Source organism: Corynebacterium sp. AOP12-C2-36, assembly GCF_052379185.1.
Taxonomy (GTDB): Bacteria; Actinomycetota; Actinomycetes; order Mycobacteriales; family Mycobacteriaceae; genus Corynebacterium.
In genome coordinates this window covers 32210-59046 of sequence record NZ_JBQSYJ010000008.1, presented here as the reverse complement: position 1 = coordinate 59046, position 26837 = coordinate 32210, and the positions used below count along the sequence as shown (strand labels likewise).

Sequence of the window (26837 nt, the reverse complement as noted above, 5' to 3'; positions counted from 1 at the left end):
CGCAGTCACTCGCGTACCCCATCGGCGGTATCCCCGCCTACCGTCAGCGGATGCGCGCCGGCCCCCGCGGTCGGCACTTCCCCCGGTCAGAAGACCGTTCAGACCCCCACGGCCGCCGCGTCCTGCCACACCACGGCGGTCGCCACGGCCGCGACGCCCTCGCCACGACCGGTGAACCCCAGGTGGTCGGTGGTGGTGGCGGACACGCTCACCGGCGCACCGAGGAGGTCGGAGAGCACCCGCTGCGCCTCGAGCCGGCGCGGACCCATCTTCGGGCGGTTGCCGATCATCTGCACCGCGGCGTTGCCGATCGTGAACCCGTGGGACGCCAGCAACTCCCGGCACTCGGTGAGAAGACGGGCACCGGTGACCCCGGCGTACTCCTGGCGTCCCACACCCACGAAGGAGCCGAGGTCGCCGAGGCCGGACGCCGACAGCAGGGCGTCGACGACGGCGTGGGCGACCACGTCGCCGTCGGAGTGCCCCTCGCACCCGTCGGCCCCCTCGAACAGCAGGCCCGCCATCCAGCACGGCTTGCCGGCCTCCACCTGGTGGGCGTCGGTGGCCACACCGACACGCGGGACGATCACGCCACTCCCCCGTTGCCCACAGCGCGGTGGGCGCGTTCCAGGTCCTCCGGCAGGGTGATCTTGAAGGCGCGCTCATCCCCGGCCACGGCGGCGACGGTCTCACCGGCCATCTCCATCAGCGAGGAGTCGTCGGTCACCGCCGCCGGCGCGAGGTCGGACGGCGGGTTGCCCGTCGGGTGCGCCGAGTCCAGCTCCTCCCGCGCCTGCTGCATGCGGTTGGCCGCGATCAGCCGGTCGAGGGCGAAGACCTGGGGGGTCTGTGCGGCGCGCAGCACGCGGCGCTCCGGGGTGGAGCGGATGACCTCCGCACCGTCCACGGCCCCACCGGAGACGGTCTCCACCACCTTGACCGTGTCGGTCACGGGCAGGACGGGGACCACGCCGGCCCAGGTGCCGTCCTCCACGCCCTCGGCGGCGACGGCGACGGTGGCGCGGATCATGTCCGGCGGGGTCAGGCACCGGGCGGCATCGTGAACGGCGACGAGGAACCCTGTAGGAACCTCACCGAGCTCGGCACAGGCGGAGCCGCCGTCGAGCCCTGCATCCTGACCCGCATCGCCTACCAGGGCGTGGACGGACTCGAGTCCGGCGCGCACGGAGTCGGCGCGGTCGGCTCCCCCGAGGACCACGGAGACATCCATCGGTCCCCACAGCCCGGACTGGGCGGCCACCAGGTCGCGGGTGTGTTCGAGCATGTCGCTGGACACCGTCACCACGGTGTGGCCCACGGCCTGTGAGGCGGCCAGCCCGTCCAGGCAACGCTCCAGGATCGTGCGCCCGTCGACCTCGACGAACGCCTTGGGCAGCACCTCCCCCAACCGGTTGCCGCTGCCGGCGGCAGCAACCACGGCGAAGACCCGCTCGACGCTGCCGACACCGTCGACACCGTCACCGCTGCGTCCCCCGGGGGCTCCCGCTGCTCCCGCCACCGGCGTCAGTCCTCGTCTTCGCCGAGCTCATCGTCGAGGTCGACGGACTGCGGTGCCTCGTCCTCCCCGACGCCTGCGGCACGGCGGGCCGCGGACTCCTCACGGTGGCGCACGATGGTCTCCTCCATCCGGCGCACCGTGTCGTCCGCCTTCTTGTCGTCGACGCCCTCGGCGAGGGCGAGCTCTCCGACGAGCACCAGGCGGGCCTTGGCCAGCATGCGCTTCTCGCCGGCGGACAGGCCACGGTCCTGGTCGCGACGCCACAGGTCGCGCACGACCTCGGCCACCCGGTTCACGTCGCCGGAGGCCAGACGCTCCTGGTTGGCCTTGTAGCGGCGGGACCAGTTGCCCGCCTCCTCGACGTCCGTCTCACGCAGGACGGAGAAGACCTTCAGCAGCCCCTCCTCGCCCACCACGTCGCGCACACCGACGGTCTCGGCGTTCGCCGCGGGCACCCGGACGAGCAGGTCCCCCTGGTTCACCCGGAGCACGAGGTAGTCGACCGGCTCCCCCTTGAAAACGCGCTGCTCAATTCCCTCGATCACTGCGGCACCGTGGTGGGGGTAAACGACGACGTCCCCGATGTTGAACTCCATGACGAGCCAGTTTAGCACCCTGCTGCTCAACCCCGCCCGTCACGGGCACCCCGCCCTGCACCCCACCCTGCACGCCACCCCTAGGTGAATCCTCCGACTATGTGTCCAGCCCCCACACAGGTTAATGTGGACTCGACGAGACCCGTCACCGTGACACGTGCCGGGACATATCATCTGCAGTTGACGGCCCCCCGAAACGGGCCTCAGATGGAGGAGAACAACAGTGAAGAACCGGAAGCCCGCCGCGCGTCGGCTGCTCGCCGTCACCGCCGGTTGCGCGGCCCTGGCCCTGACCGCCTGTGGCGCGGGCCAGATCTCCCAGACCGCGAACCAGGTGGCCGCCGTCAACGGCACGGACGGTGACCTCGGGGACGCCGCCGTGCGGGACGTCACCCTGATCACCCAGGAGGACAACTCCGTCGCACTGAAGTTCAACCTCGCCAACCAGGGCGTCGAGGGCAACGACATCACCCTGGAGCGCGTCTCCGTGCAGGACGCCACCCTGGACATCGGCGGCAACGTCACCGTCTCCCCCGACTGCTCCGTGGTGGCCGACTCCGAGGCCGCGATCTCGGACATGAACCCGGAGGACGCCGACGCCGGCTGCGTCGAGTACCTGGAGACCACGGTCGAGGGCGAGAACTTCTACACCGGCGCCGCCCGCGTCGTGACCTTCGAGTTCAGCAACGGCGACCTCGAGATCAACGCCCCCATCACCGCCTGGTACGCCGAGGCCGGCCACACCAACCGCCACCAGGACGGCGTGACCCGCGAGGGCACCGACACCATCGACGGCGACCACGAGGGCGCCGACATCGGCTAGTTTCCGGCTAGTTCGCCGCAAGCCGAACGCGTCTTCCCCTGCCACGGGGGAAGGCGCGTTTTTCATGTCCGTGCCCGGTACTAGTGTGTGGAGCATGGCCACGAAGACCGCACCGAAAAAGTCCCGCAGCACCTACGCCTGCACGTCCTGCGGCCACCAGGTGTCGAAGTGGGTGGGCCGGTGCCCCTCCTGCCAGGAGTGGGGGACGATGGACGCCGTGTTCCCCGCCGGCGGCGGTGCCGGTGGCACCGGCGGGGCACGCGCCACGGGGCTGACCCCGACCTCCCCTGCGAAGGCGGTCACCGACATCGACCCGACGATCGCCAACCACCGTCCCAGCGGCATCGGCGAACTCGACCGGGTGCTCGGTGGTGGCGTGGTCCCCGGCAGCGCGGTCCTGCTCGCCGGCGAACCCGGGGTGGGCAAGTCCACGCTGCTGCTGGAGGTCGCCAACCGCTGGGCGCGCCAGGACCGCAGCGTCCTCTACATCACCGCCGAGGAGTCCGTGGGGCAGGTACGCCACCGCGCCGAACGCACCGGCGCGCTCTCGGACTCGCTGTTCCTCGCCGCCGAGCACGACCTGGAGACCGCACTGGGCCAGATCGACGCCGTGCAGCCGGAACTGGTCATCGTCGACTCCCTGCAGACCCTCAACGCCTCGGGCGTGGAGGGTGTCGCCGGCGGCGTGGCCCAGACCCGCGCGGTCGCCGCCACGCTGACCACCCTGGCGAAGTCCACCGGTGTCCCCGTCCTGCTGGTCGGCCACGTCACCAAGGACGGCAACGTCGCCGGGCCCCGCACCGTGGAGCACCTTGTGGACGCGGTGCTGAATTTCGAGGGCGACCGCCACAGTTCCCTGCGCTTCCTGCGCGGCCAGAAGAACCGTTTCGGCGCCACCGACGAGGTCGGCTGCTTCGAGCAGACCGCCGAGGGCATCCGCGAGGTCGCCGACCCGTCCGGACTGTTCCTGCACCACCGGGACGACCCTGTCGCCGGGACGGCGGTGACCGTGCTGATGGACGGCCGCCGCCCCATGCTCGGCGAGATCCAGACCCTCGCCCTGGAGACCCAGATGCACACCCCGCGCAGGGTCGTCACCGGTATCGACGCCAGCCGCGTGGCCGTGGTGCTGGCCGTACTCGCCAAACGGGCCGGGGTGGACCTGATGGGTCACGAAGTCTACGCCGCCACCGTCGGCGGGATGAAGATCAACGAACCAGGTGCCGACCTCGCCCTCGCCCTGGCGATGGCCTCCACCGCTTCCGGAACGGCACTGCCCACCGGGCTCGTCGCCGTGGGTGAGGTCGGGCTCGGCGGCGAGGTGCGGCGCGTCCCCGACCTGCGTCAGCGCCTGGCCGAGGCCCGGCGGCTGGGGTTCACCACCGCCGTCGTCCCGGACTCCACCCGCGGGTCGGACCGTGCCACGCCACCGAAGGGGCTGAAGATCATCGCCGTCGGCACCGTCCAGGAGGCCGTGGCGAAGATCGGGGTCATGCGAGGTTGAAGGTCTCCGACTCCGAGGTCTTCTCCCCGATGTGGCCGTAGAGCATGTAGGCACCGTTGCCGACGGCCTCGCGGTTCTCGCAGGAGTCCGGTGAGGAGCTGGTGCGCGACCAGGCGGTCATCTCGTAGGTGCGGGACTGACCCGGGTCCAGGCGCAGCCGGCCGGTCGAGGTGGGCGCGTTGCAGTCGGTGTCGCCCCACACCCGCGTGTAACCGGAGTCCATGGTGAAGACCTCGAACCTCAGCTCGTTGTCCCCCAGGTCGATGTCGCAGTCGCCCTTGGTGGGGTTGTTGACCTCCAGGAAGAAGTTCGGCTGCTGACCGTCCCGGAACGTCGGTGCACCGGGGCGCACCGTGAGCTGCAGGTCGTCGAGTTCACAGGTGTCCTTGTTGGCCACCTCGTCGGGGACGCCCGCGGCCGAACTCTCCGTCGGCTCGGCGGACGCCGACGGGTCAGCGGACGCCGAGGAGGACGGTTCCGCCGACTCGGAGGAGCTCGCGGGCTCAGACTCCGAGGGCTCCGACGTGGCCTCCGACGCCGCGGAGCTCTGCGAGGACTGCGAGGTCTGGGCGACCTGGTCCTGCCCCTCGTCACCGCCGGTCAGCGAACTGACCACCCACCACAGCAACGCCACGACCAGCACAAGCACCACGACCGCGCCGACGCGACGGCGCTGGTAGATTTCCGGGGGCAGAGGTCGGGGGTCGTTGTGCTGGGTCACAGGCCCAGTGTAACCAGCGGCGACGATGCCACGGTGTCATGACACCCCGCTAGCCTCGGTGAAGTACATCCCGTGAAGTACGTCCCCTGGAATACATCCCCTGCCGGAACGACTCAGGGAACCTCGGTGGGGTCCACACCCTCGACCTCGAGGCCGTAGGTGGCGACGGGCTCCGCCAGGCCGTCCGACAGGCGGTAGCGCATGCCGACCACGCCGCAGTTTCCCTCGCGCAGACGCTGCAGGATCCCCGGGGAGCGGTCCACGATGTGGTTCGCGATCTCGACCACGTGGTGCTTCTCGAAGTCCTCGCCGGTGTCCGCACCCTGCGAACGTGCCGCCAGCAGCGAGGGGGTGACCTTCTCCACCAGGACCCGCTGGAAACCGGGGGGCATGCTGCCGGTCGCCAGTGCGGTCTGGGCGGCGGCGACCGCACCACAGCTCTCGTGGCCGAGCACCACGACCAACGGCACACCGAGCGAGACGACCGCGAACTCCAGCGACGCCAGCACCGACAGGTCGGTGATCTCGCCGGCGGTACGGATCACGAAGATGTCGCCGAGCCCCTGGTCGAACACGATCTCCACCGGCACGCGCGAGTCCGAGCAGGCCAGCACCACCGCGTTGGGACGCTGACCGCCGGTGAGCAGTTCACGCCGGCCGCGGTCCTGGTTCGGGTGCGCGGAGGATTCGTCCATGAAGCGACGGTTTCCGGCCATCAGCATCTCGACGGCCTCCTGCGGGGCCAGGGGGCCGGAGGGGTCGCTGGTGTGGTGGGCCGGAGCCGAGTCATCATTTGTCATGCGAACCATTGTGCCACCGCCTTTTGCCGGATGCCCCGCCGGTGCGGCACAGTTGGATCCCGTGGGCACGGCACAGACGCACGACACGACGAAGAAGGCAGGAACGGCGCAGGCCGCAGAGGCCGAGCAGTCCAGCCTCGGATCCGTGCTGAACGGATGGTTCCACGAGAACGCCCGCGACCTGCCGTGGCGACACCCCGGGACCACACCGTGGGCCGTCCTGCTCAGCGAGATCATGTCGCAGCAAACCCCGGTCGCCCGCGTGGCCCCGCTGTGGGAGGCGTGGCTGGAGCGCTGGCCCACCCCGGCGGACCTGGCCGAGGCCCCGACCGACGAGATCCTGCGCGCCTGGGCGAACCTGGGCTACCCGCGACGGGCACTGCGCCTGCGCGAATGCGCCCGGGCCATCGTCGACGACCACGACGGGGAGGTGCCGGGCACCGTCGCCGAACTGCTGGCCCTGCCGGGCATCGGCGAGTACACCGCCCGCGCCGTCGCCGCCTTCGCCTTCGGACGCGCCGTCCCCGTCGTCGACACGAACGTGCGGCGGGTGCACCGGCGCCTGGCGCGCGGGGAGTTCCTGCAGGGCCCGGCGAAGGCCGGTGACCTCGCCGACGTCGCCGACCTGATGCCCTGGGTCGACGAGGATCCGGGGCTGCGCCGACGCGGCTACGGCAACCCCCACCACTCCCCGGAGCTGCACCAGGAGGCGCTGGGCATGTGCTCCTCGCTCATGGAACTCGGGGCGACGGTGTGCACCGCCCGCTCCCCGCAGTGCGACCGCTGCCCCGTCGCGGCCCGCTGCCGCTGGATCGCGTTGGGACGCCCCGCCCCCAGCAGCGCCGACACCGCCGCGGCGAAGAAACGCGTCCAGAAGTTCGAGGGCACCGACCGGCAGGTCCGCGGACGCATCATGGCGATCCTGCGCGCCGAGGGCGCCGAGGAGGTGCCCGCCGGCGACTTCGACGCCACGAGCGAGGACGCCGGTCAGCGTGCCCGCGCCCTGGCGTCCCTCGTCGTCGACGGTCTCGTGACACAGACCGGCGCCGGGGCCGACGCCCGCTACCGGTTACCCCGGTAGACGGACGCCGCACCCCGGCGCCGGTTCTGTCTGCTGTTACTCGCGGTGTTCGCCGGCGGAGACGTCCTGCGTCTCGGGCAGCGAGTCCTCGTCGGACGCGGCGTCGATGACGTCGTCCTGCGCCTCCTCGGCCGGTTCCGCGGCGATCTCGGGCAGCGGCTTCGGACGGGAACCGAAGACGAACTTCGCGCCCTCGCCCTTGCCGGTGCCGTCCCAGTTCTCCACGTCCACGGTCACGATCTCGCCGGCACCGATCTCGCCGAAGAGGATCTTCTCCGACAGGTGGTCCTCGATCTCGCGCTGGATCGTCCTGCGCAGCGGACGGGCACCGAGCACCGGGTCGAAACCACGCACGGCCAGCAGGCTCTTGGCCTCCTCGGAGATCTCCAGACCCATGTCCTTCTCCGACAGGGCGTTGCGCACCCGGCCGGTGAGCAGGTCGACCATCTGCACGATCTGCTCGCGGGTGAGCTGGTGGAAGACCACGATGTCGTCGATACGGTTGAGGAACTCCGGGCGGAAGTGCTTCTTCAGCTCGTCGTTGACCTTCGACTTCATCCGGTCGTACTGGGCGTCCTCGTCGGTCTCACCGGAGCCGGTGAAGCCCATGCCCACGGCCTTGGAGATGTCCCTGGTGCCCAGGTTCGAGGTGAAGATCAGCACGGTGTTCTTGAAGTCGACCATGCGACCCTGGCCGTCGGTGAGACGACCGTCCTCGAGGACCTGCAGCAGGGTGTTGTAGATCTCCGAGTGCGCCTTCTCGATCTCGTCGAACAGGACCACGGAGAACGGCTTGCGGCGGACCTTCTCGGTCAGCTGGCCGCCCTCGTCGTAGCCGACGTATCCGGGAGGTGCACCGAACAGGCGCGAGGCGGTGAACTTGTCGTGGAACTCGCCCATGTCGATCTGGATCAGCGAGTCGTCGTCGCCGAAGAGGAACTCCGCCAGCGCCTTCGACAGCTCGGTCTTACCCACGCCGGACGGGCCAGCGAAGATGAACGAACCGCTGGGACGCTTCGGGTCCTTCAGACCCGCACGGGTACGGCGGATCGCCCGGGAGACGGCCTTGACCGCGTCGTCCTGCCCGATGATGCGCTTGTGCAGCTCGTCCTCCATGTGGAGCAGCCGGGTGGACTCCTCCTCGGTGAGCCGCACCACGGGGATGCCCGTCCAGGTGCCCAGCACCTCGGCGATCTGCTCCTCGCCGACCTCCGCGACGTCGTCGAGTTCACCGGCGCGCCACTGCTTCTCCTTCTCGGCGCGCTCGTCGGTGAGCTTGCGCTCGTCGTCGCGCAGGGACGCGGCCTTCTCGAAGTCCTGGTCGTCGATCGCGGCTTCCTTGGCGCGACGGACCTCGGCGATCTTGTCGTCGACGTCCTGGATCGCCTTCGGCGCGGTCATGCGCTTGATGCGCATGCGGGCGCCGGCCTCGTCGATGAGGTCGACGGCCTTGTCCGGCAGGAAACGGTCGTTGATGTAGCGGTCCGACAGCCGGGCCGCGGCAGCCAGGGCACCGTCGGTGATGGACACACGGTGGTGCGCCTCGTAGCGGTCGCGCAGACCCTTGAGGATCTCGATGGTCATCTCGGCGCTCGGCTCGGGCACCTGCACCGGCTGGAAACGACGCTCCAGGGCGGCGTCCTTCTCGATGTGCTTGCGGTACTCGTCCAGTGTGGTGGCACCGATGGTCTGCAGCTCACCACGGGCCAGCTTCGGCTTGAGGATGCTGGCCGCGTCGATCGCGCCCTCGGCGGCACCCGCACCCACCAGGGTGTGGATCTCGTCGATGAACAGGATGATGTCGCCGCGCTGGTTGATCTCCTTGAGCACCTTCTTCAGGCGCTCCTCGAAGTCACCGCGGTAGCGGGAGCCGGCGACCAGGGAACCCAGGTCCAGCGAGTAGAGCTGCTTGTCCTTCAGGGTCTCCGGCACCTTGCCGTTGACGATGTCCAGGGCAAGGCCCTCGACCACGGCGGTCTTACCCACACCGGGCTCGCCGATGAGGACCGGGTTGTTCTTGGTGCGGCGCGAGAGCACCTGCATGATGCGCTCGACCTCCTTCTCCCGTCCCACGACCGGATCCAGCTTGCCGTCCTTGGCAGCCTGGGTCAGGTTGCGGCCGAACTGGTCGAGGACCAGGGAGTTGGACTTCTGGCCGGGCTTGCCGCCGGCGCCGGAGTCCGACGGCTGGCCGACGCCCGCCGTGGCGGGCTCGTCCGGAGCCGCCTCCGGCTCGGTGCCCTCGTAGCCTGAAAGCAGCTGGATGACCTGCTGACGGACGCGGGACAGGTCGGCGCCGAGCTTGACCAGCACCTGTGCGGCCACGCCCTCACCCTCGCGGATGAGGCCGAGCAGGATGTGCTCGGTGCCGATGTACTTGTGCCCCAGCTGCAGAGCCTCGCGCAGGGCGAGCTCCAGGACCTTCTTGGCCCGCGGGGTGAAGGGGATGTAGCCGCTCGGCGGGTGGCCGCCGGTGCCGATGATGTCCTCGACCTCGGTACGCACGGCCTCCAGGGAGATACCCATGGACTCCAGTGCCTTGGCGGCGACTCCCTCCCCCTCGTGGATCAGCCCGAGCAGGATGTGCTCGGTGCCGATGTAGTTGTGGTTGAGCGCGCGGGCTTCTTCCTGCGCCAGGACGACGACTCGTCGCGCACGGTCGGTGAACCTCTCGAACATTTGCTCTCCCTCACTTCAAGGTCCGGATGTGGGCACCACCTTAGTGATTCGGCGTTCCCACGTTCAGTCACTCTGTACAACGACCGGCCGTCTCAGCTTGTTCCATGGCCCGACCCTCCCCTCTGACCCCACTAATCTGCATGTCAGAGGGTGTTTTGACGGCCATTTCCCGATGTGTACGCCGACAGCGAACAGGGCCCGCGCAGGACGCTCCGGGCGCCCGTCGGCCCCACCGCCGTCCCTGCGTGACGGCCGCACCGGCGCCGGGAAAAGCCCCGTCACATCCGGCCGACCCCGATTCCCCACCCCTGACCTGCGGCGCAGTGGTTAATCACGCTATGCAAAGGCGGCTGCGACGAACTTCCCGAAACGCCGGACGCACCGCCCGTTGTTATGTACTCTTAACCATAATAATGAGACGGAAAACCCATCGTCGCTGTTCGCACGAGCACCCCGAAGGAGCACCATGAGCGGATCCCAGCCCGCAGTTACCCTCGACCAGTTGCCCATCCTCGCCAAGGGGACGGTGCCGTTGTTCAAGGCAGGAGTCCTCGGTGCCATGTCCCCGGTGGCCATGGGCAAGGCACTGAAGTACATCTACCAGTGGGAGTTCCTGCCCGCCGGCATCCTCGCCCTCGGTGCCGCCCGCGACCCGTACCACACCGCCATCATCGACGACGCCGGCTCGATCACCTACTCCGAGCTCCACGAGCAGACGAACCTGCTGGCCAAGGCCCTCTACCGCACCGGTGTGCGTGAGCGTGACCGCGTGGGCGTGCTGTCGCGCAACCACCGCGGCTTCATCATGGCGCTGTGCGCCCACGGCCGCCTGGGCACCGACATCGTGCTGCTCAACACCGGCGCGTCCGCCAAGCAGACCCGCGCCGTCGTCAAGGAGCAGAAGCTCGACCTCCTGTTCATCGACGAAGAGTTCATCCCGCTGCTGCCCAAGGGCTTCGACCAGTGCCCCGTGATCGTGAACTGGGAGGAGAACCACACCACCGCCGCCCTCGCGCCGGAGGACGACGAGGACGACGCCGTCGAGTACGCCAGCAACGTCGCCGAGGCGACCGCGTCCGAGGACCACGCCACCCGCAACCCGGACTGGCCCACGCTGACCGAGGTCCTGCGCAGCACGCCGCACGAGCAGAAGATCCCCACCCGGCCCCGTCGTGGACGCACCATCATCCTCACGTCGGGCACGACCGGTACCCCGAAGGGTGCCCGTCGTCCCGAGCCGCGCACCTATCTGCCTGCATCGTCGATCATGTCGCGCATCCCGCTGAAGCACCACCGCGGCTACTACGTGGCCGCACCGATGTTCCACACCTGGGGTTTCGCCCAGATCCAGCTGGGCCTGGCGCTGCGCAGCACGCTGATCCTGCAGCGTAAGTTCTCGCCGCGTGGTGCCGTGAAGCTGATCGAGGCGAACCGTCCGTACGCCATCGCCATCGTGCCGACCATGCTGCGCCGCCTGCTCACCGCCGTGCCGGAGAAGTTCAACCCCGGAACGCAGGTCATCACCGCCTGCGGCGAGGCCCTGCCGCCGGCCGTGATCGAGGAGACGACCGAGAAGTTCGGCAAGGTCCTCTACAACCTCTACGGTTCCACCGAGGTCAGCTGGGCGTCCATCGCCCGGCCCGAGGAGCTCGCCGAGCACCCGACGACCGCCGGTAAGCCGCCGCTGGCCACCGTCCTCAAGATCTTCGGCGACGACGGCAAGGAGCTCCCCGAGGGCGAGATCGGCCGCATCTTCGTGGGCAACGACATGCTCTTCGAGGGCTACACCCGGCCCGGCGTGGACAAGGAGACCATCCAGGGTCTCGTCGCCACCGGCGATCTCGGCTACTACCAGGACGGGCTGCTCTACATCGCCGGGCGCAGCGACGACATGATCGTCTCCGGTGGCGAGAACGTGTACCCGCAGGAGACCGAGGACGTGCTCTACGGCCTCCCCGAGGTCGAGGAGGTGCACGTCCACGGCATCGCCGACGACGAGTTCGGCCAGTCGCTCTGCGCCTACGTGGTGCTGAAGGCCGGTCACGACGAGGACGGCTTCAAGGACAAGGCCAAGGCCGAGGTCAAGGAGCACCTGGCCCGCCACAACGTCCCGCGCAACTACGTGTTCCTAGACCGCCTCCCCCGCAACGCCGTGGGCAAGGTTGTCCCCCGGGAACTGCCGGAGGTCGACGCCGCCACCGGCGAGATCGGCGAGCCGAAGGGCTCCGACGCCTGACCCGGTCCCGACGACGGCCCTGACGACTGCCCCGGAGGAGAGCTTCTCTCCCCCGGGGCCGTCTCTTTTGTGTGCGGCGCCGTTGCCGTACCTGCACCCGCTCCCGCACCACCCCGCGACCGGTCCAGCAACCCCAGGGGTTGGTCCGACCAGCCTCCCGGGTTGCTGTGACTCACCGTGGATCCGAAGAGAACGCCCTGTGCGGGATGCCTGCGGGGTGCACGAGGGTCCCGGACATGCCGAAAGCGGCCCCCGGTCGATGTGACCGGGAGCCGCTTCTAGGGCTGTGAACTGCTACTTCAGCTGTGCGGAGGACAGCTCCAGCTCACGACGGGCGACGACCAGCTGCTGGATCTGCTGGGTGCCCTCGAAGATGTCGAGGATCTTCGAGTCGCGGGACCACTTCTCGAGCAGGGAACGCTCGGAGTAGCCGTAGGTGCCGGCGAGCTCCACGGCGCGCAGGGTCAGGTCGGTGGCCATGCGGCCGGCCTTCGCCTTGCACTCGGAGGCTTCCTTGTTGTTCGGCTGCTTGTTGTCGGCCATCCAGGCGGCGCGCAGCGTCATCAGGTAGGCGGCCTCCCAGTCGGACTCCAGGCGGATGTACTCGGCGACGGCGGCGGGCTGGTTCCAGCTCGGCGCGTCGTAGTCGATCTCCAGGCCGGCCTTCGTCAGGATCTTGCGCAGCTTCTCCAGGGAGGCGCGGGCGACACCGACGGCCATGCCGGCCACCAGCGGGCGGGTGTTGTCGAAGGTCGCCATGACCCCGCCGAAGCCCTTCTTCGTGTCGACCTCGGGGGTACCCAGCAGGTTCTCCTTCGGGACGCGCACGTTGTCCAGGATGAAGTGGGCCGTGTCCGAGGCACGGATACCCAGCTTGTGCTCCAGGCGGGCGAGCTCGAAGCCCGGGGTGTCGCGCGGGACGACGAAGGACTTGATGGCGGCGCGGCCGGCGGACTTGTCCACCGAGGCCCACACGACGACGTGGGTGCAACGGTCACCGGCGGTGACGAAGATCTTCTCGCCGTTGAGGACGTACTCGTCGCCGTCCAGCTTCGCGGTGGTGGCGACGGCGGCGGAGTCCGAACCGAACTGCGGCTCGGTGATGGCCATCGAGGCCCAGACCTTGCCGAAGCGCTCGAGCTGCTCGTCGGTGGCGACGGCGGCGATCGCGGAGTTACCGAGGCCCTGGTAGGGGATCGACAGGGTCAGTCCGACATCGCCCCAGCAGGTCTCGATGACGTTGACCAGGGAGGACATGTTGCCGCCGTTGCGGACGGAACCGTCGTCCTTCTTCTTGTCGCCACGGCCGCCGGACGCACCGGCGAGGTTGCCGCCACCGTCGGTCATGCCCTCGACGAGGGATGCCATGGTGTCGAGCTCGATGGGACGCTCGTGCTCGGCGAGGTCGTACTTGCGGGCGATGGGGCGGAAGATCTCCGCTGCGGCCTGGTGGGCCTGGTTGATGGTCCCGCGCAGCTTCTTCGGGAGTTCCAGGTTGATCATTTCAGTGCTCCTTCGATGTTGTTACTGACGGGGACTTACAGGACCACGACGCCCTCGGCGACGCCGACGGCTCGCAGGTCGCGGTACCACTTCTCCACCGGGTGCTCCTTGGTGTAGCCGTGGCCGCCGAGCAGCTGGACGCCGTCGAGACCGATCTGCATACCGCGGTCCGCGGCGAAGCGACGGGCGAGGCCGGCCTCACGGTTGTAGGACAGACCCTGGTCGATGCGGGAGACGCCGCGCAGCAGGATCATGCGCAGGCCGTCGAGCTCGATGCGGATGTTGGCGACCATGAAGGCGACGGACTGACGGTGCGCGATGGGCTCACCGAAGGCCTGGCGCTCCTTGACGTAGGGCTTGACGTACTCGAGCACGGCCTCGGAGGTGCCGGCGGCGAGGGCGGCCCAGCCCAGGCGGGCACGGCGGATGATCTCGGCGTAGTTGTCGGTGCGGGTCTCGGAGTCGAGCTCGGCACCACCGAGGAGGTTGGAGGCGGGGACCTTGACGTCCTTGAGCAGGACGCGGCCCAGGCCGGCGGCACGGATACCCATGGACGGGTCGGCCTCGACGACGACGCCCTCGGTGGAGGACTCGACGATGGCGAAGGTGTTGACCCCGTCCAGGTCCACGGCGACGACGAAGAGCTCGGCGGAACCGGCGCTGGGCACCATGGTCTTCACACCGTTGATGACGATGTCGTCGCCCTCACGCTTCGCGGTGGTCTGCAGCACGAAGGGGTCGAACAGGGCGCGGGACTCGTTGACGATCACGGCGGCCTGCGGGACGGACTCGCCGGCGAACTCCGGCAGGTAGGTCTTCTGCTGGGCGTCGTCACCGTAGTTGGTGATCGTGGTCGCCACACCGGCGGGCGCCAGGATGGCGACGGCCTGGCCCATGTCACCGAAGGCGAGGGCCTCGGCGACGAGGGCGGAGGTGGTGGAGGCGGACTCGGAGGCCAGGCCCTCGAACTCCTCCGGCAGGCTGACCAGGGAGATCCCCAGCTCAGCGGCGGTGTCGAGGACTTCCTTGGAGGTCTCGGCGGCCTCGTCGGCGTCGTGGGCACCGGGGCGCAGCTGCTCCTCGGCGAACTCGCGCACGGCGGAGGTCAGCATCTCCTGGTCCTCGGAGGGGGTCAGGTCGAAGAGGACCTTCGCCGGCTTCTTGGGCTCGGTGGTGCCGTCACCCTCGCTGCCCTGGCTCTCCAGGCGCACCGGCTTGCCGGAGCCCTTGGACTTCTTGAACTGGCGGTTGATGGCACCGAGGGTGCGCATGCCGCCCTTGGTGGACTCGTAGGCCACACGGTCGACCTTCTCGCTCAGGCCGTACTTGGTGGCCAGGTCGGAGCCGGTGAAACGGGTCAGCACACGCATGGCGGTACCGATGGCGTCCCGCTTGATGGTGTTGAGGCCCGGTGTGGAGTCGTTCCGCTTGCTTCGGTCACTCATGGTGAGGCAGCTACCTTTCGCTGTACTCGGGTATCACCCGGTGTCGACGGGAGAACACACAGTCATGGATTGGGTCGGACAGATAATGATTACATCATAACGACGAATCATGATCCCCGTCACAAAAAGGCTCGAATACCGCCTGCCCCACAGATACTTTCCTTGACTGACCCATCACAGCAGGTGAGGCACCCCACCCCGCACCCCCGGGACCACCCCCGTAGCGTCCCCTACAGGCCAGACAAGGCCCTCCGGGACGCCACCGGCCGGCGTTTCCGCCGGCACTGCGCCTAGCTGTCGCGCTCCGGCTTCACCATCGGGAACAGCACCGTCTCACGGATCCCCAGCCCGGTGAGCGCCATCAGCAGACGGTCGATGCCCATGCCGTTTCCCGAGGTCGGGGGCATGCCCTGCTCCATCGCGGCGAGGAAGTCCTCGTCGAGCACCATGGCCTCGTCGTCACCACCGGCGGCCAGGCGAGCCTGGTCCTCGAAGCGCTCACGCTGCACGACCGGGTCCACCAGCTCGGAGTAGCCGGTGGCCAGCTCGAAGCCGCGCACGTAGAGGTCCCACTTCTCGGTGACGCCCCGCTTCGTGCGGTGCTGACGGGTCAACGGGGAGGTCTCGACCGGGAAGTCGCGGACGAAGACCGGCCCGTAGAGCTGGTCCTCGCACAGGTGCTCCCAGATCTCCTCGACGAGCTTGCCGTGGCCCCAACCACCCTTCGCCGGGACGGGCAGCCCGACTACGGCGGCCAAGGCCTTGAGATCCTCCACGGAACTGTCCACGGTGACCTCGTCGACCACGTCCTGGTCGGGGAACTTCTCGGCGAGCGCCTCGTTGAGCGAGGGGTACATCTCCATGGTGCGCCACTGCCCGCCGAGGTCGTACTCGGTGCCGTCGACCAGGGTCACGGTGGTGGTGCCGAAGACCTCCTCGGCGATCTCCTGGATGACCTCACGGATCAGCGTGGCACCGGTGTCGTAGGTGCCGTAGGCCTGGTAGGTCTCCAGCATGGCGAACTCCGGGGAGTGCGAGGAGTCCACACCCTCGTTGCGGAAGTTGCGGTTGACCTCGAAGACCTTGTCGATGCCGCCGACCACGCAGCGCTTGAGGTAGAGCTCCGGGGCGATGCGCAGGTAGAGGTCGATGTCGAGGGCGTTGGAGTGGGTCTCGAAGGGACGCGCCGCGGCACCGCCGTGCAGGGTCTGCAGCATCGGGGTCTCGACCTCGAGGAAGTCGCGGCGCTCGAGTGCGTGACGCAGCGCGCGCATCACCTTGATGCGCGTCACCGCGTTCGTCCGGGCCTGCTCACGCATGATCAGGTCGGTGTAGCGGTGGCGGATGCGGGTGTCCTCGCTGAGCTCCTTGTGCGCGACCGGCAGCGGGCGCAGCGACTTCGACGCCATCGACCAGCCGTCCGCCATCACGGAGAGCTCGCCGCGCTTCGAGGCCACGACACGACCGTGGATGAAGACGATGTCGCCGAGGTCCACGGTGGCCTTCCAGGACGCCAGGGCGTCCTCCCCCACCTCGGCCAGCGACAACATGGCCTGCAGCTGCGTACCGTCGCCGTCCTGGATGCGCGCGAAGGCGAGCTTGCCGGTGTTGCGCACGAAGATCACGCGTCCGGCGATGCCGACCTCCACGTCGGTCTCCTCGCCGGCGGCGAGGTAGGTGACGCCCTCGGCGCGCGCCGCGTCCGGTGCGTCCTCCCCGTCCTTCGGCAGAACCGCGTAGGACGCCACGACGTCCTTCAGCGCGTGCGTGCGTGCGACCTCCACCGGGTAGGGGTCGACGCCCTCGGCGATGAGGCGGTCGCGCTTGTCGCGACGAACCTTGACCTGCTCGGGAAGGTCGTTGTCCCCGCCGTCGACGGCGGGGGCGGCGTTCTGGGGTGCGTTCTGGGAGGAGTTCTTCGCGTCAGTCACGGTGACCAAGCCTACTGCATGGCCGGAGGCGCACCGACCGTCCTCCCGGTGACATCAAAGTGATATCACTTTAGCGTAGACTGGCGACCGTCCCGGAGACACCGGGAGAAGAGAGGACAGCATGCCGCCCGAGAACCCCGCCCCAGCACACTCCCCAGCACCCGACGCCGTCGCCGGAACCCCCGTCGGCCACGAGGGCACCAACGTCAGCATCAGCGAACACCGCGCATGGTCCGGCTCCACGGGCCTGGCCGTCGCCGCACTGCTCGGCGGCATCGTCCTGTTCCTCGCACCGATCGCCCTGATCGTCTGGGCCGCCGTCGGCCTGGAGTCCGGGAGCCTGGGAGGCGGCCTCGGCGGCACGCTCATCGGCCTCGCCGTCGTCCTCATCCTGCTCTCCGTGGTCGTGCTGACCATGCTGCGTGTCATCAACCCCGGTCACACGCAGGTCGTGCAGTTCTTCGGACGCTACCTCGGCACCAACCGCACCACCGGCCTCACCCTCGTGCCGCCGCTGGCGACCACGCGCAAGGTCAGCGTGCGCGTCCGCAACTTCGAGACCAACGAGATCAAGGTCAACGACCTCAACGGCAACCCGGTGAAGATCGGAGCCATCGTCGTCTGGCAGGTCTCCGACACCGCCAAGGCCACCTTCTCCGTGGAGGACGTCGAGGAGTTCATCCACTCCCAGTCCGAGTCCGCGCTGCGCCACGTCGCCACCACCCACCCCTACGACTCCGTGCCCGGACGCACCAACGCCGACGGCACCCCCGGCGACGCCGCCACCAGCCTCGCCGGCTCCACCGACGTGGTCTCCCAGGAGCTCGCCGACGAGGTCGCCGCCCGCGTGGCGGTCGCCGGACTGGAGATCGTTGAGGCCAGGATCTCCGCGCTGTCCTACGCCCCGGAGATCGCCGGTGCCATGCTGCAGCGCCAGCAGGCCCAGGCCGTGGTGGACGCCCGCGAGCAGATCGTGGACGGTGCGGTGTCGATGGTCCAGACCGCCCTGGACCAGCTGGAGGACCGCGACATCGTGGACCTCGACCCTGAGCGCCGCGCCTCGATGGTCTCCAACCTGCTCGTGGTGCTGTGCTCCGACTCCTCCACCCAGCCGGTGATCAACACCGGCGGCCTCCATGGCGCGTAGTCATGGCGCGTAAGAACGTGCCCCTGCGCATCGACCCGGCGGTGTACGACGCCATCGCCCGCTGGGCGCACGACGACCTGCGCAGCGTGAACGCCCAGATCGAGGTGATGTTGCGCGACCAGCTGCGACGGGCGGGACGCCTGCCGTCGTCCACCGGTGAACTCCCCCGTCGCGGCCGGCCGCGCAAGGAGCAGGAACCACCGCAGGAGAGTCAGACGTCCCCGGGAAGGTCCTCGGAGGACAGGTAGCGCAGCCGCGCCGACAGCACCTGGATCTCCGGACGCGACGCCACGAGGCGTTCCACGGACTCCAGCACCTCCACGACGTGCTCCCGGTCCGCGCTGACCGCCGACGCCCCGATCCCCGTACGACGGTGCAGGTCACGGTGGTCGACCTCGGCGACGGAGATCCCGAACTTCCGGTGGACCTCGGCGATCACCGGTCTCACCACGGAGCGTTTCTGCTTGAGGGAGTGCACGTCACCGAGGAGAACGTCGAGTTCAAGAGTTCCGATCCACATATAGCCCGCAACATTAGCGCAGCTTTTCCGGTACAGTCCGGCAGCCTACCCCCGCCCCACCCCGTGTGAGGCACGAGGACGACTTCAGGAGGCTCCGGAACCGTGAAGGAACAACTCAAGATATCCATGGCATTCCTCGGCCTGCTGGTCGGCGCCGGATTCGCCACCGGACTCGAGGTCATCCAGTACTTCGCCTCCTTCGGCCTCAGCGGCCTGTGGGGTGCGGTCCTGGCCGGCCTGGTGATGACCGTGGCCGGCGCGGTGATCCTGCAGCTCGGCAGCTACTTCCTCGCCGACGAGCACAAGGCGGTGTTCCGCAGCATCACCCACCCGGCGGCCTCCTGGGCACTGGACATCGTGGTCACCCTGACCCTGTTCTGCATCGGCTTCGTGATGCTCGCCGGTGCCGGGTCCAACCTGGAGCAGCAGTTCGGTCTCCCCTCCTGGATCGGCTCACTGGTCATGACGGTGCTGGTGATGGTCACCGGGCTCCTCAACGTGGACAAGGTCAGCGACATCATCGGCGCGCTGACCCCGCTGCTGATCATCGCCGTACTCGTCGGGTTCGTCTACACCCTGTTCAACCTGCCGGACGACTTCAGCGCCGTCAGCGACATCGCCGTCCAGGAGGAGTCGCCGGTGAGCCCGTGGTGGCTGTCGGCACTGAACTACAACGGCCTGGCCCTGTTGCTGGGCGTGTCGATGTCCCTGGTGATCGGCGGCAACCACGCGAACATGCGTGCCGCGGGACGCGGCGGTCTGCTCGGCGGCGTCATCTACACCGTCCTGCTGATCCTGGCCGTGTTCACCCTGCTGGCCAACATCGACACCGTCGGCTCCGACGACGTCCCGATGCTCACGCTCTTCGACTCCATGCACCCGGTGATGGGCCTGGTGATGGTGTTCATCATCTTCGCGATGATCTTCAACACCGCCATCGGCATGTTCTACGCCCTGGGCAAGCGGGTCACGGCATCGCGCCCGTCGTGGTACACCCCGGTGTTCCTGTCCCTGTGCGTCGCCGGCTACGTGGTGAGCTTCGTCGGCTTCGACACGCTGATGACCTACGTCTACCCGGTGCTGGGCTACCTGGGCATGGTGATGATCGCCATCGTCGTGGGCTGGTGGATCTACGCGCGCACGGCGATCTCCAAGGAGATCACCCAGCGCGAGAAGATCCGCGACCTGACCGAGCGTCGCGAGGACGACGACCAGGAGTTCGGCCGCAAGGAGGAGAAGGCACTCGCCCGTGCACTCGAGGAGTCCGACGCCGACACCGAGAAGCTCGCCGAGGCGGTGACCGAGGAGGTCATCGAAGAGGCCGAGGAGACTGAAGACACTGAAGACACTGAGGACGCCGAAGACGGCGAAGACGGTACCGGGGCCTCCGGGGAAACCGACAACAGCGGGGACACCCGGACACCGGTGCCGCACTAGTCCCCACCACCGTCATCTCAGTCATGCCCCAGGTCAAGAAATCGACGATTCTTGACCTGGGGCATGACTCAGCTGACATCAGGGTCGACGGCGCCCCGTTCAGAACGCCGACCCGTCGAGACCGGGTGGCCGCTGCCGTACGACGCGGGCCAGCGACCACGTGGTGATCGTCCTGATCGTGTCCGCCACCCCAACATGTGCAGATCAAGCGGCCGATTTCCGTATGTGCTTGACCCTCTCACCCTGTGAGGGTGTCTGCTGGCCACATGACCACCAACACCCGCCTGAGCACCGCCTTCACCGCGCAGGACGCAAGCTCCCGCATGCGCGCCGCACTCGCCGCCGGCAGCGACCCCCGCCCCGGGGACGTCGCCGACCTCGTCGCGCAGTGCGCCGTGGAACCGGACTTCTTCGTGCGCGACATGCTCACCTGGGCCTTGACCAGGCATCCCCACGCCGACGTCGTGCCCGTCCTGCTCACTCAACTGCACTCGCCCACCGCGCAGGCGCGCTCGCAGGCACTGCACACGCTGTCGAAGATCGGTGAGGTGGCGGCGGTGGCGTCCTACCCCCACATCACCGACGACCTGCTGCAGGACGCCGACGACGAGGTCGCGCGCACCGCGTGGCGTGCGGCGGTCGGGCTCGTCCCTCAGCCCGAGGCACCACGCCTGGCCGTCCGGCTGAGCGGACAGCTCGGACGCGGGGACCGGGAGCTGCGCCGCAGCCTCACCCGCGCCTACCTGGAGCTCGGGGAGGACGCCCGGGGCGTCCTGCGCACGCACGGGTCCCGCCACGCCGCGGCCACCCTGCTGCTGCTCGACGACCCGGACCTCGGATTCGACGCCGCCGAGTACGAGGCACAGCGGGCCCGGCCCGGGATAGACTCGAATGATGCTGATCGGTGAGGTGTCCCGGCTGTCGGGTGTGAGCGTGCGGATGCTGCGCCACTACGACGAGCACGGCCTGGTCAGCCCGTCGAACCGCACGTCCGGCGGCTACCGCGACTACGACCGCGGCGACGTGCACCGGCTGATGAAGGCCGAGGCGCTGCGTGCCCTGGGCATGGGCGTCGCGGAGGTCCGCACCGCGCTGGACGACCCCGGTCTCGACGTCGGTGCGGTCCTCGACCGGCTGCGCGCCGAGACCCGGGACCGCATCCGCGCCGAGCAGGCGCTCCTGGACCACCTCGACACCGTGCGCGGACGCCCCGGCACGACCCCGGGCACGTGGGACGACGTCCTCGGACTCACCTCCCTTCTCACCGCACTGCGCTCCGACGACCCGGCGCGTCGCCAGTCCGCCGCGCTCACCGCGTCCGACCGTCCCACGGCGGGGGCGCTGGTGGAGCTCTACCTGGAGGAGGACGACCCGAACGTGGCCGGCGCGCTGCGCTGGTCGCTCGTGCGCACGGCAGGGGACGCGGCAGGGGACGTAGCAGGGGACGTCACCGCGGAGCTGTCGGGGCATCTCCCCCATGCCGACCCGGCGGTGCGGCTGCGTGTCGTGGAGGTGCTGCGCGAGATCAACGACGCCCGGGCCACGACCATCCTCACCGACCTGCTGGACGATCCTCCCCCGGTCCGCGGTGCCTGTGCGCTCGCCCTCGCCCGCCGCACCGACTCACCCGCCCTGGTGGGAACGCTCGTCGAGATGGTGCTCACCGGCGACCACGACGTGGAGGCCGCCGAGGCACTCGCGGTGATGCGCACGCGCAGATCGACGTCCTACGACGACATCCCCGCGACCCTGGTGGCGGCGGTGTCCGGCGCGTCACCGGATGCGCGCCTGCGCGTGGTCCAGGCGCTCGCCGAGATCACACCGGACTCCCCGGACGTCCTCGCCGCCTTCACCGACGACGCCGACCCACGGGTCGCCCGGACCGCCCGGGCCCTCAGTCGTCGGTAGCCAACCGGGCGAAGGTGTCGAGGTCGTTGAAGGCCCCGCGCAGCATCTCGGCGTCGCGCGCCGTGCCCTCGTGCCGGAACCCCGCCTTGAGCGCCACCGCGCAGGACGCCACGTTCTGCGGGTTCGCCTTGATCTGCACACGGTGCACCCGGTAGTCGAAGAGGAAGTCGACGACCGCGCCCACCACCGCGCTCATCAGGCCACGGCCGCGCAGGTGCGGGGCGGTGGTGTAGCCGAGTTCCACGCACCGGTCCTGCCGGTCGACGAGGCGGACCTCCAACGTGCCGCCGAAGTCGCCCGGCGAGGTCGGGTCGTCGATGATCCACAGCATCGCCGCCGGTGAGCGTGCCATGGTGAGCAGGAACATCTCGGCGTCGCGGGAGGAGTAGTTCTCCGAGAGGGAGGTGAATCTCCGCGAGTCCTCGTGCCTGCTGGAGGTGACCAGACCGGCGATGTCGGTGTTCACCGGGGCGCGCAGCCGCAGCGTGGAGCCGTCGGCGAGCTCTCCCACGATGTCCGCGGACGGCAGGGGCCAGCTCAACGGGGCATGAGGGTCATTCATGACCGTCGAGACTACCCGCCCAGCAGCCAGTCGTTCGGGCTGAACAGTTCCACGTTGACGCCCGCGGGTGCCAGGCTCCCGGCCATGTCATCCGCCATGTCCTCGAGCTGCGTACGGACGTCCTGCAGGAAGCTGTTGCCACCGCACAGGTACCAGTGCGCCCCGCCCGGCAGGACGCCCTCCCCGGCCAGGGTGGGCAGGTCGATCCGGGCACCGTCGGCACGGTAGGCGGTCCGCACGTGCACCGTCGCCCCCGCCGCCCGCAGGGCCTCGACGTAGCCCTCGGTGGCCCCGCGCTGCGCATGCGAGGCGGCGTCCCCGTCAGCGTGCAGGACGGTCACCGTGGGACGTGTGTCGGCAGCTGCCAGCACCGACAGCATGCCGGTCATCGGTGTCGAACCGATCCCCGAGCTGACCAGGACGACCGGTGCCGCACCGGCGAGGACGTCGCGGTGGAGCACCAGGTCACCGGCCGGCAGGGTGGCGTCCACCCGGTCGCCGACGGCGAGGTCGTCCACCAGGGCGGTGGACACCTCCCCGTCGCGTTGGACGGCGATGCTGAACCCGTCGTCGTCCCACGCCACCAGGGAGTACTGGCGCAGCTGGCGGGCGCCGTCGGCCATGACCACGCCGACGGAGACGTACTGCCCCGGGCGGGCCTCGGCGAAGTCGGTGGCGGCATCTGCGGCGGCGAAAGTGAGCTCCGTGACCGTCGCCGACAGGGCGCGGCGTCCGGTGAGCACCGCGTCGCGGAAGACGTCGCCGGGTGCGACCCCGGCCGAACGGTACATCCCGGTCTCGGCGTCGATGAGCACCTGCGCCATCAGCCAGTAGACCTCGTCCCACGCCTCGGCGACCGGCGGGGTGACCGCGTCGCCGAGGACCTCGACGATCGCGGCGAACAGGTGGTCGTGCACGATCTGGTACTGGTCGGCGGTGATCCCCAGGGAGACGTGCTTGTGCGCGATGCGCGACAGCATCGCCACCGGGTCCGGGGCGGAGGGGTCGACGAGCATCGAGGCGAAGGTGGCGACCGAGGCCGCCAGGGCCTTCTGCTGGTCGCCGGCACGCTGGTTGCCACGGTTGAAGGTGTCCCGGAGGAGTTCGGGGTGTTCCTCGAACATGCGGGCGTAGAAGTTCGGGGTGATCTCGTTGATGTGCGCCCCGACGAGCGGCAGGGTGTCCCTCACCGTGGACTCGTGGTCCGGGGTGAGGCGCCCGGCACGGAAAGGCTCAGCTGCCGGCGAGGCAGTGGACGGGGTGGACGGGGTGGTTGCGGTGGTTGACATCGGGGAGCTTCCTTAGAGGTTTGTACAGCTGAGTACGGGAGCCTGGGGTGGACGCCACTACGGGCGCGTCCGTGGTGCGGGGATCTGGGGCATGCCCACACCGACCGCCCCGCGGGGCTCGCCCGCGGCGTTGCGGTCGATGAGTGTGCCCAGGGTGATGCCGTCGAAGGTGGAGTAGAAGTTCTCCTGGGCCTCGGCGAGCAGGTGGCGCAGTGAGCAGCCCCGGCCGGCGAGCGGGCACGGGGTGTCCCCGTCGCAGTCCACGACTTCGTGGCGACCCTCGAGCTCACGCAGCAGCGCACCGACGTCGACGGCCCGCGCACCTTCGGCCAGGTACACCCCACCGGCGCGGCCACGGACCGAGCCGAGGATCCCGGATCCGGTCAGCCGGGCCACGACCTTCTTCACGTGCGAGGCCGGTGCCGCCGTCTGGACCGCGAGCTCGCCGATGGTGCGTCGTTGCGCCGGATCGACCGCCCCGGCCGCCCCGGTGTCACCGAGGATCATCAGCGAGCGGAGCCCCAGGTCGGTGAACTTCGTGAGGTGCATGACCCCAACGCTAGGCCCCCTCGACCTAAAAGGTACATCTGAAATACCCCGTAAAAGATCGCCCCACCAGCAGGTCAGGGTACGTTTACCGCTCCCCCACCGGCGGGTTCACCCCGGACGCCCGTGCAGTGATTGATCTCCGTCACATTTTCCCCGTCCCTCTGCTCCCCGGCCCCCGACCGGCCCCCGACGACCCCCGCGGGGTCGGCTAGACCCCTACGCAGGGTGGCGCGGGTTCAGCAGTCCGGAACCGACGGGCACGTCCGCCGGGTCCGCGCTCAGGGTGACCTGCTCGTTGGCGTCGTCGACGAAGACGACCCGCGGGTTGTAGTCCTTGAGTTCCTCGGCGTTGTACTGGCCGTAGGCGATGATGATGACCAGGTCACCGGGGTGGACCAGGTGGGCGGCGGCACCGTTGATCGAGATCATGCCGGAACCACGCTCGCCGGTGATGGCGTAGGTGGTCAGCCGGGCGCCGTTGTCGACGTCGACGATGTCGATCTGCTCGCCCTCGAGCAGGTCGGCGGCCTCCATCAGGTCGGCGTCGATGGTGCACGAGCCCACGTAGTGCAGGTCGGCCTGGGTGACGGTCGCCCGATGGATCTTGGACTTCATCATGGTGCGGATCACGTGCAGTACCCTACTCGCTCGACGTGCCGGACGTAACCGCTTCGGCTTCTTCGCCCTGCTCATCGCCCGGCTCGTCACCGATGTTGCGGAACCCGATGCCCAGCGGCACGCCCACGTTGTCGATCAGGCGGGTGGCGCCGACCCGGGCGGCGACGAGCAGCCGGGCGTCACCCTTCTCGGGCGCCTCACCGAGGTCGAGACCACGCAGTTCGAGGTAGTCGACCTCGATCCCCGGCGAGGTGGCCAGCACCTGGCGGGCGGTGTCGAGCACGGCGTCCGCCCCGTCCTCGGCGACGTGCGCTCCGGCGAGCAGGGCGGCGGACAGTGACATCGCCGCGTTGCGCTCCTCCCCGGAGAGGTAGACGTTGCGCGAGGACTTCGCCAGTCCATCTGCCTCACGCACCACGGGTACGCCGTGGACCTTCACGCCGAGGTTGAGGTCGGTGACCATCTGCTGGATCAGCACGAGCTGCTGGTAGTCCTTCTCCCCGAAGAAGGCGTCGCTGCAGTGGGTGATGCGGAAGAGCTTCGAGACCACGGTCAGCACCCCGGCGAAGTGCGTGGGACGCTGCGCACCCTCCAGGGTCGCGCCGGTGTCGCCCGGCAGGACGGTGGTGCGAGGGCCGTTGGGGTACATCTCCCGCGGGCTGGGTGCGAAGACGGCGTCGACGCCGGCGGCGGTGAGCTTCTCCACGTCGGAGTCGAGGGTGCGCGGGTAGGCGTCGAGGTCCTCGCCTTCACCGAACTGCAGCGGGTTGACGAACACGGACACCACCACCAGTGCGCGCGGCTGCGCCTGGGCGGCGCGCACGAGCGCGAGGTGGCCTTCGTGCAGCGCACCCATCGTGGGCACCAGGACGACGGGGCGTCCGGCCTTGCGCATGGCACGGGTGAGCTCACCGATGCTGTCGATGTCGGTGTAGACGGTGGCCTGACCCGGGGTGAAACTCACCGGTGACTCTCCTTGCGGGGTGACGGTACGAAAATTCGCGGAACGCTAGAACACCCTAGTCGCCCCGGCACCGCCCACCCCAGTCAGGGCTGGTCGAGCGCGCGTTCCACGTTCAACGACCCGACCGCCCGCGCGGTGCGGAGCGCGTCCTGCCGGTAGGACGCCGCGAGCCCACCGTGTCCCCCGCCGACTTCCTCGAGCGCGGCGACGTGGCGCAGGACGGTGGCCGCGTCGTCCCGGGCCGTCGGCCCGGTCAGCGCGGCCGTCCGGCTCTCCAACGCCCCGGTGAGCGCGGCGGGCAGGATCCGGCGCAGCAGCAACGCCGACCGCGGGTCCTCCGCCGCCGCAGTCGCGTCGTTGCTCAGCGCGTGGTCGAGCATGCGCATCGCCTCGACGACCTGGGTGACCAGATGGTTCGCGCCGTGCGCCATCGCCGCGTGGTACACGGTGCGCTGCTCCTCGGCCACCGGCACGGCGATCCCGCCCATCGAGGCCACGAGCAGCTCGGCGACGGCCGTGCCGGTCTCGGAGTCGGTGGTCACACCCCAGGCGCAGCCGGCGAGGTTGTCGGTGTCCTCGGGGCGTCCACGGAAGGTCATCGCCGGGTGCAACGCCAGAGGCAGGGCGCCGGTGTCGGTGACCGGTTGGAGTACCTCGCAGCCCAGGGCACCGGCGGTGTGCACCACGATCTGGCCGGCCCGCACGGTGCGGGCCACCTGGTCGATCACCTCGGGCAGCTGCGGATCCGGTACCGCCAGCACCACCAGTGCGGCCTGGGCGACCTCGGCGATGTCGGAGGCGGAGTCGCCGTGGACGGCCACCCCGGGCAGTCGTGCACGGGCGTTCTCACGCGACGCTGCGGAGCGGGCGACCACACCGTGCACGTGGTGGCCTGCACGCAGCAGGGCCTCGGCGACGGCGGTGCCCACGGCCCCGGCGGAAATGACTCCGACCGACAGGCGTGGTTCCTGTCGGTCGGTGGGTGCGGTGTCGTTCACGGGGGAC

At 69.4% G+C, this 26837-nt stretch carries 25 protein-coding genes; 9 read left to right on the top strand and 16 right to left on the bottom strand.

Annotation, left to right across the window (positions count from 1 at the left end; genetic code table 11):
- Window positions 1–98: 98 nt before the first annotated feature.
- From ispF to ACT3UN_RS08530, 3 genes are read right to left on the bottom strand one after another with little or no spacing between them, the layout of a single operon-like run.
- A complete protein-coding gene (ispF, locus tag ACT3UN_RS08540; protein WP_301444230.1) occupies window positions 99–590 on the bottom strand; it encodes a 2-C-methyl-D-erythritol 2,4-cyclodiphosphate synthase in 492 nt (163 codons plus the stop codon).
- Window positions 587–1519 (bottom strand): IspD/TarI family cytidylyltransferase, encoded by a 933-nt coding sequence (locus ACT3UN_RS08535; protein ID WP_301444229.1) that lies wholly within the window; start codon window positions 1517–1519, stop codon window positions 587–589. Before ACT3UN_RS08535 ends, ispF begins: the two co-directional genes overlap by 4 nt.
- A gap of 5 nt (window positions 1520–1524) precedes the next feature.
- The gene (locus ACT3UN_RS08530; protein WP_301444228.1) at window positions 1525–2115 is read right to left on the bottom strand and encodes a CarD family transcriptional regulator; all 591 of its coding nucleotides are present in this window, start codon (window positions 2113–2115) and stop codon (window positions 1525–1527) included.
- A 223-nt stretch (window positions 2116–2338) separates the two neighbouring features.
- Here ACT3UN_RS08530 and ACT3UN_RS08525 point away from each other — a divergent pair, with 223 nt between their 5' ends.
- A complete protein-coding gene (locus ACT3UN_RS08525) occupies window positions 2339–2938 on the top strand; it encodes a hypothetical protein (RefSeq protein ID WP_441579312.1) in 600 nt (199 codons plus the stop codon).
- Window positions 2939–3032: 94 nt separating this feature from the next.
- On the top strand, window positions 3033–4442 hold the full coding sequence (gene radA, locus ACT3UN_RS08520) for a DNA repair protein RadA (protein WP_301442746.1): 1410 nt from the start codon (window positions 3033–3035) through the stop codon (window positions 4440–4442).
- On the opposite strand, the gene ACT3UN_RS08515 is transcribed toward radA, so the two are convergent.
- Complete coding sequence (locus tag ACT3UN_RS08515; RefSeq protein ID WP_301442745.1) at window positions 4429–5163, bottom strand: hypothetical protein; 735 nt, start codon at window positions 5161–5163, stop codon at window positions 4429–4431. The genes radA and ACT3UN_RS08515 overlap by 14 nt on opposite strands.
- A 113-nt stretch (window positions 5164–5276) precedes the next feature.
- Entirely contained in the window at window positions 5277–5963 is a 687-nt protein-coding gene (locus tag ACT3UN_RS08510; RefSeq protein WP_441583029.1) for a carbonic anhydrase, read from the bottom strand.
- A gap of 145 nt (window positions 5964–6108) precedes the next feature.
- Here ACT3UN_RS08510 and ACT3UN_RS08505 point away from each other — a divergent pair, with 145 nt between their 5' ends.
- On the top strand, window positions 6109–7044 hold the full coding sequence (locus ACT3UN_RS08505; RefSeq protein ID WP_301442748.1) for an A/G-specific adenine glycosylase: 936 nt from the start codon (window positions 6109–6111) through the stop codon (window positions 7042–7044).
- 36 nt (window positions 7045–7080) lie between these two features.
- Here the strand turns inward: ACT3UN_RS08505 and ACT3UN_RS08500 are convergent, their stop codons facing one another.
- A complete protein-coding gene (locus ACT3UN_RS08500) occupies window positions 7081–9723 on the bottom strand; it encodes an ATP-dependent Clp protease ATP-binding subunit (protein ID WP_301442743.1) in 2643 nt (880 codons plus the stop codon).
- A gap of 466 nt (window positions 9724–10189) precedes the next feature.
- On the opposite strand from ACT3UN_RS08500, the gene ACT3UN_RS08495 reads away from it, so the two are divergent.
- Window positions 10190–11959, top strand: a complete 1770-nt coding sequence (locus tag ACT3UN_RS08495) for an AMP-binding protein (protein ID WP_301442742.1) — start codon at window positions 10190–10192, stop codon at window positions 11957–11959.
- 294 nt (window positions 11960–12253) lie between these two features.
- On the opposite strand, the gene ACT3UN_RS08490 is transcribed toward ACT3UN_RS08495, so the two are convergent.
- The 3 genes from ACT3UN_RS08490 to lysS form a co-directional block, all read right to left on the bottom strand.
- Window positions 12254–13462 carry an acyl-CoA dehydrogenase family protein gene (locus ACT3UN_RS08490; RefSeq protein ID WP_441579147.1) on the bottom strand — a complete coding sequence of 403 codons (1209 nt, stop codon included), beginning with the start codon at window positions 13460–13462 and terminating at the stop codon, window positions 12254–12256.
- 35 nt (window positions 13463–13497) lie between these two features.
- Window positions 13498–14907, bottom strand: a complete 1410-nt coding sequence (locus tag ACT3UN_RS08485) for an acyl-CoA dehydrogenase family protein (protein ID WP_301442740.1) — start codon at window positions 14905–14907, stop codon at window positions 13498–13500.
- A gap of 290 nt (window positions 14908–15197) precedes the next feature.
- Entirely contained in the window at window positions 15198–16838 is a 1641-nt protein-coding gene (lysS, locus tag ACT3UN_RS08480; protein ID WP_301443913.1) for a lysine--tRNA ligase, read from the bottom strand.
- Between the two features lie 121 nt (window positions 16839–16959).
- Here lysS and ACT3UN_RS08475 point away from each other — a divergent pair, with 121 nt between their 5' ends.
- Both ACT3UN_RS08475 and ACT3UN_RS08470 read left to right on the top strand, forming a co-directional pair.
- Window positions 16960–17985 (top strand): SPFH domain-containing protein, encoded by a 1026-nt coding sequence (locus ACT3UN_RS08475; protein WP_301443914.1) that lies wholly within the window; start codon window positions 16960–16962, stop codon window positions 17983–17985.
- A 2-nt stretch (window positions 17986–17987) separates the two neighbouring features.
- Entirely contained in the window at window positions 17988–18233 is a 246-nt protein-coding gene (locus ACT3UN_RS08470) for a hypothetical protein (RefSeq protein WP_301443915.1), read from the top strand.
- Here ACT3UN_RS08470 and ACT3UN_RS08465 read toward each other — a convergent pair.
- Entirely contained in the window at window positions 18197–18505 is a 309-nt protein-coding gene (locus ACT3UN_RS08465; RefSeq protein WP_301443916.1) for a DUF503 domain-containing protein, read from the bottom strand. The two genes, ACT3UN_RS08470 and ACT3UN_RS08465, sit on opposite strands and share 37 nt — an antisense overlap.
- 102 nt (window positions 18506–18607) lie before the next feature.
- On the opposite strand from ACT3UN_RS08465, the gene ACT3UN_RS08460 reads away from it, so the two are divergent.
- The 3 genes from ACT3UN_RS08460 (at window position 18608) to ACT3UN_RS08450 (ending at window position 21850) form a co-directional block, all read left to right on the top strand.
- Entirely contained in the window at window positions 18608–19942 is a 1335-nt protein-coding gene (locus ACT3UN_RS08460) for a YkvI family membrane protein (protein WP_441582917.1), read from the top strand.
- 266 nt (window positions 19943–20208) lie between these two features.
- Window positions 20209–20850: a HEAT repeat domain-containing protein gene (locus ACT3UN_RS08455; protein WP_441579143.1), complete on the top strand. Its 642-nt coding sequence runs from the start codon at window positions 20209–20211 to the stop codon at window positions 20848–20850.
- Window positions 20837–21850 (top strand): MerR family transcriptional regulator, encoded by a 1014-nt coding sequence (locus tag ACT3UN_RS08450; RefSeq protein WP_441579142.1) that lies wholly within the window; start codon window positions 20837–20839, stop codon window positions 21848–21850. Before ACT3UN_RS08455 ends, ACT3UN_RS08450 begins: the two co-directional genes overlap by 14 nt.
- Here ACT3UN_RS08450 and ACT3UN_RS08445 read toward each other — a convergent pair.
- The 6 genes from ACT3UN_RS08445 to ACT3UN_RS08420 all read right to left on the bottom strand — a co-directional run bounded on the left by ACT3UN_RS08445 (window position 21837) and on the right by ACT3UN_RS08420 (window position 26830).
- Window positions 21837–22412, bottom strand: a complete 576-nt coding sequence (locus ACT3UN_RS08445; RefSeq protein WP_301443850.1) for a GNAT family N-acetyltransferase — start codon at window positions 22410–22412, stop codon at window positions 21837–21839. The two genes, ACT3UN_RS08450 and ACT3UN_RS08445, sit on opposite strands and share 14 nt — an antisense overlap.
- An 11-nt stretch (window positions 22413–22423) precedes the next feature.
- Window positions 22424–23701, bottom strand: coding sequence for a globin domain-containing protein (locus ACT3UN_RS08440; protein WP_441582918.1), 1278 nt, complete (start codon window positions 23699–23701; stop codon window positions 22424–22426).
- Between the two features lie 57 nt (window positions 23702–23758).
- Window positions 23759–24250, bottom strand: coding sequence for an RrF2 family transcriptional regulator (locus ACT3UN_RS08435; protein ID WP_301443852.1), 492 nt, complete (start codon window positions 24248–24250; stop codon window positions 23759–23761).
- Between the two features lie 216 nt (window positions 24251–24466).
- Window positions 24467–24880, bottom strand: a complete 414-nt coding sequence (gene panD / locus ACT3UN_RS08430; RefSeq protein WP_301443564.1) for an aspartate 1-decarboxylase — start codon at window positions 24878–24880, stop codon at window positions 24467–24469.
- A 10-nt stretch (window positions 24881–24890) separates the two neighbouring features.
- On the bottom strand, window positions 24891–25832 hold the full coding sequence (panC, locus tag ACT3UN_RS08425; RefSeq protein ID WP_444656898.1) for a pantoate--beta-alanine ligase: 942 nt from the start codon (window positions 25830–25832) through the stop codon (window positions 24891–24893).
- 83 nt (window positions 25833–25915) lie between these two features.
- Window positions 25916–26830 (bottom strand): Rossmann-like and DUF2520 domain-containing protein, encoded by a 915-nt coding sequence (locus ACT3UN_RS08420; protein WP_441582920.1) that lies wholly within the window; start codon window positions 26828–26830, stop codon window positions 25916–25918.
- Between the last annotated feature and the right edge of the window lie 7 nt (window positions 26831–26837).

What these genes read in the sequence shown, in the direction of transcription:
- ACT3UN_RS08510 (WP_441583029.1), bottom strand. Translation starts at nt 5,963, where the DNA reads ATGACAAATGATGACTCGGCTCCGGCCCACCACACCAGCGACCCCTCC.
- radA (WP_301442746.1), top strand. Translation starts at nt 3,033, where the DNA reads ATGGCCACGAAGACCGCACCGAAAAAGTCCCGCAGCACCTACGCCTGC.
- ACT3UN_RS08435 (WP_301443852.1), bottom strand. Translation starts at nt 24,250, where the DNA reads ATGCACCTCACGAAGTTCACCGACCTGGGGCTCCGCTCGCTGATGATC.
- ACT3UN_RS08485 (WP_301442740.1), bottom strand. Translation starts at nt 14,907, where the DNA reads ATGAGTGACCGAAGCAAGCGGAACGACTCCACACCGGGCCTCAACACC.
- ACT3UN_RS08455 (WP_441579143.1), top strand. Translation starts at nt 20,209, where the DNA reads ATGACCACCAACACCCGCCTGAGCACCGCCTTCACCGCGCAGGACGCA.
- ACT3UN_RS08450 (WP_441579142.1), top strand. Translation starts at nt 20,837, where the DNA reads ATGCTGATCGGTGAGGTGTCCCGGCTGTCGGGTGTGAGCGTGCGGATG.
- ACT3UN_RS08490 (WP_441579147.1), bottom strand. Translation starts at nt 13,462, where the DNA reads ATGATCAACCTGGAACTCCCGAAGAAGCTGCGCGGGACCATCAACCAG.
- ACT3UN_RS08440 (WP_441582918.1), bottom strand. Translation starts at nt 23,701, where the DNA reads ATGTCAACCACCGCAACCACCCCGTCCACCCCGTCCACTGCCTCGCCG.
- ACT3UN_RS08495 (WP_301442742.1), top strand. Translation starts at nt 10,190, where the DNA reads ATGAGCGGATCCCAGCCCGCAGTTACCCTCGACCAGTTGCCCATCCTC.
- ACT3UN_RS08500 (WP_301442743.1), bottom strand. Translation starts at nt 9,723, where the DNA reads ATGTTCGAGAGGTTCACCGACCGTGCGCGACGAGTCGTCGTCCTGGCG.
- ACT3UN_RS08445 (WP_301443850.1), bottom strand. Translation starts at nt 22,412, where the DNA reads ATGAATGACCCTCATGCCCCGTTGAGCTGGCCCCTGCCGTCCGCGGAC.
- ACT3UN_RS08530 (WP_301444228.1), bottom strand. Translation starts at nt 2,115, where the DNA reads ATGGAGTTCAACATCGGGGACGTCGTCGTTTACCCCCACCACGGTGCC.
- ACT3UN_RS08470 (WP_301443915.1), top strand. Translation starts at nt 17,988, where the DNA reads ATGGCGCGTAAGAACGTGCCCCTGCGCATCGACCCGGCGGTGTACGAC.
- ACT3UN_RS08475 (WP_301443914.1), top strand. Translation starts at nt 16,960, where the DNA reads ATGCCGCCCGAGAACCCCGCCCCAGCACACTCCCCAGCACCCGACGCC.
- ACT3UN_RS08465 (WP_301443916.1), bottom strand. Translation starts at nt 18,505, where the DNA reads ATGTGGATCGGAACTCTTGAACTCGACGTTCTCCTCGGTGACGTGCAC.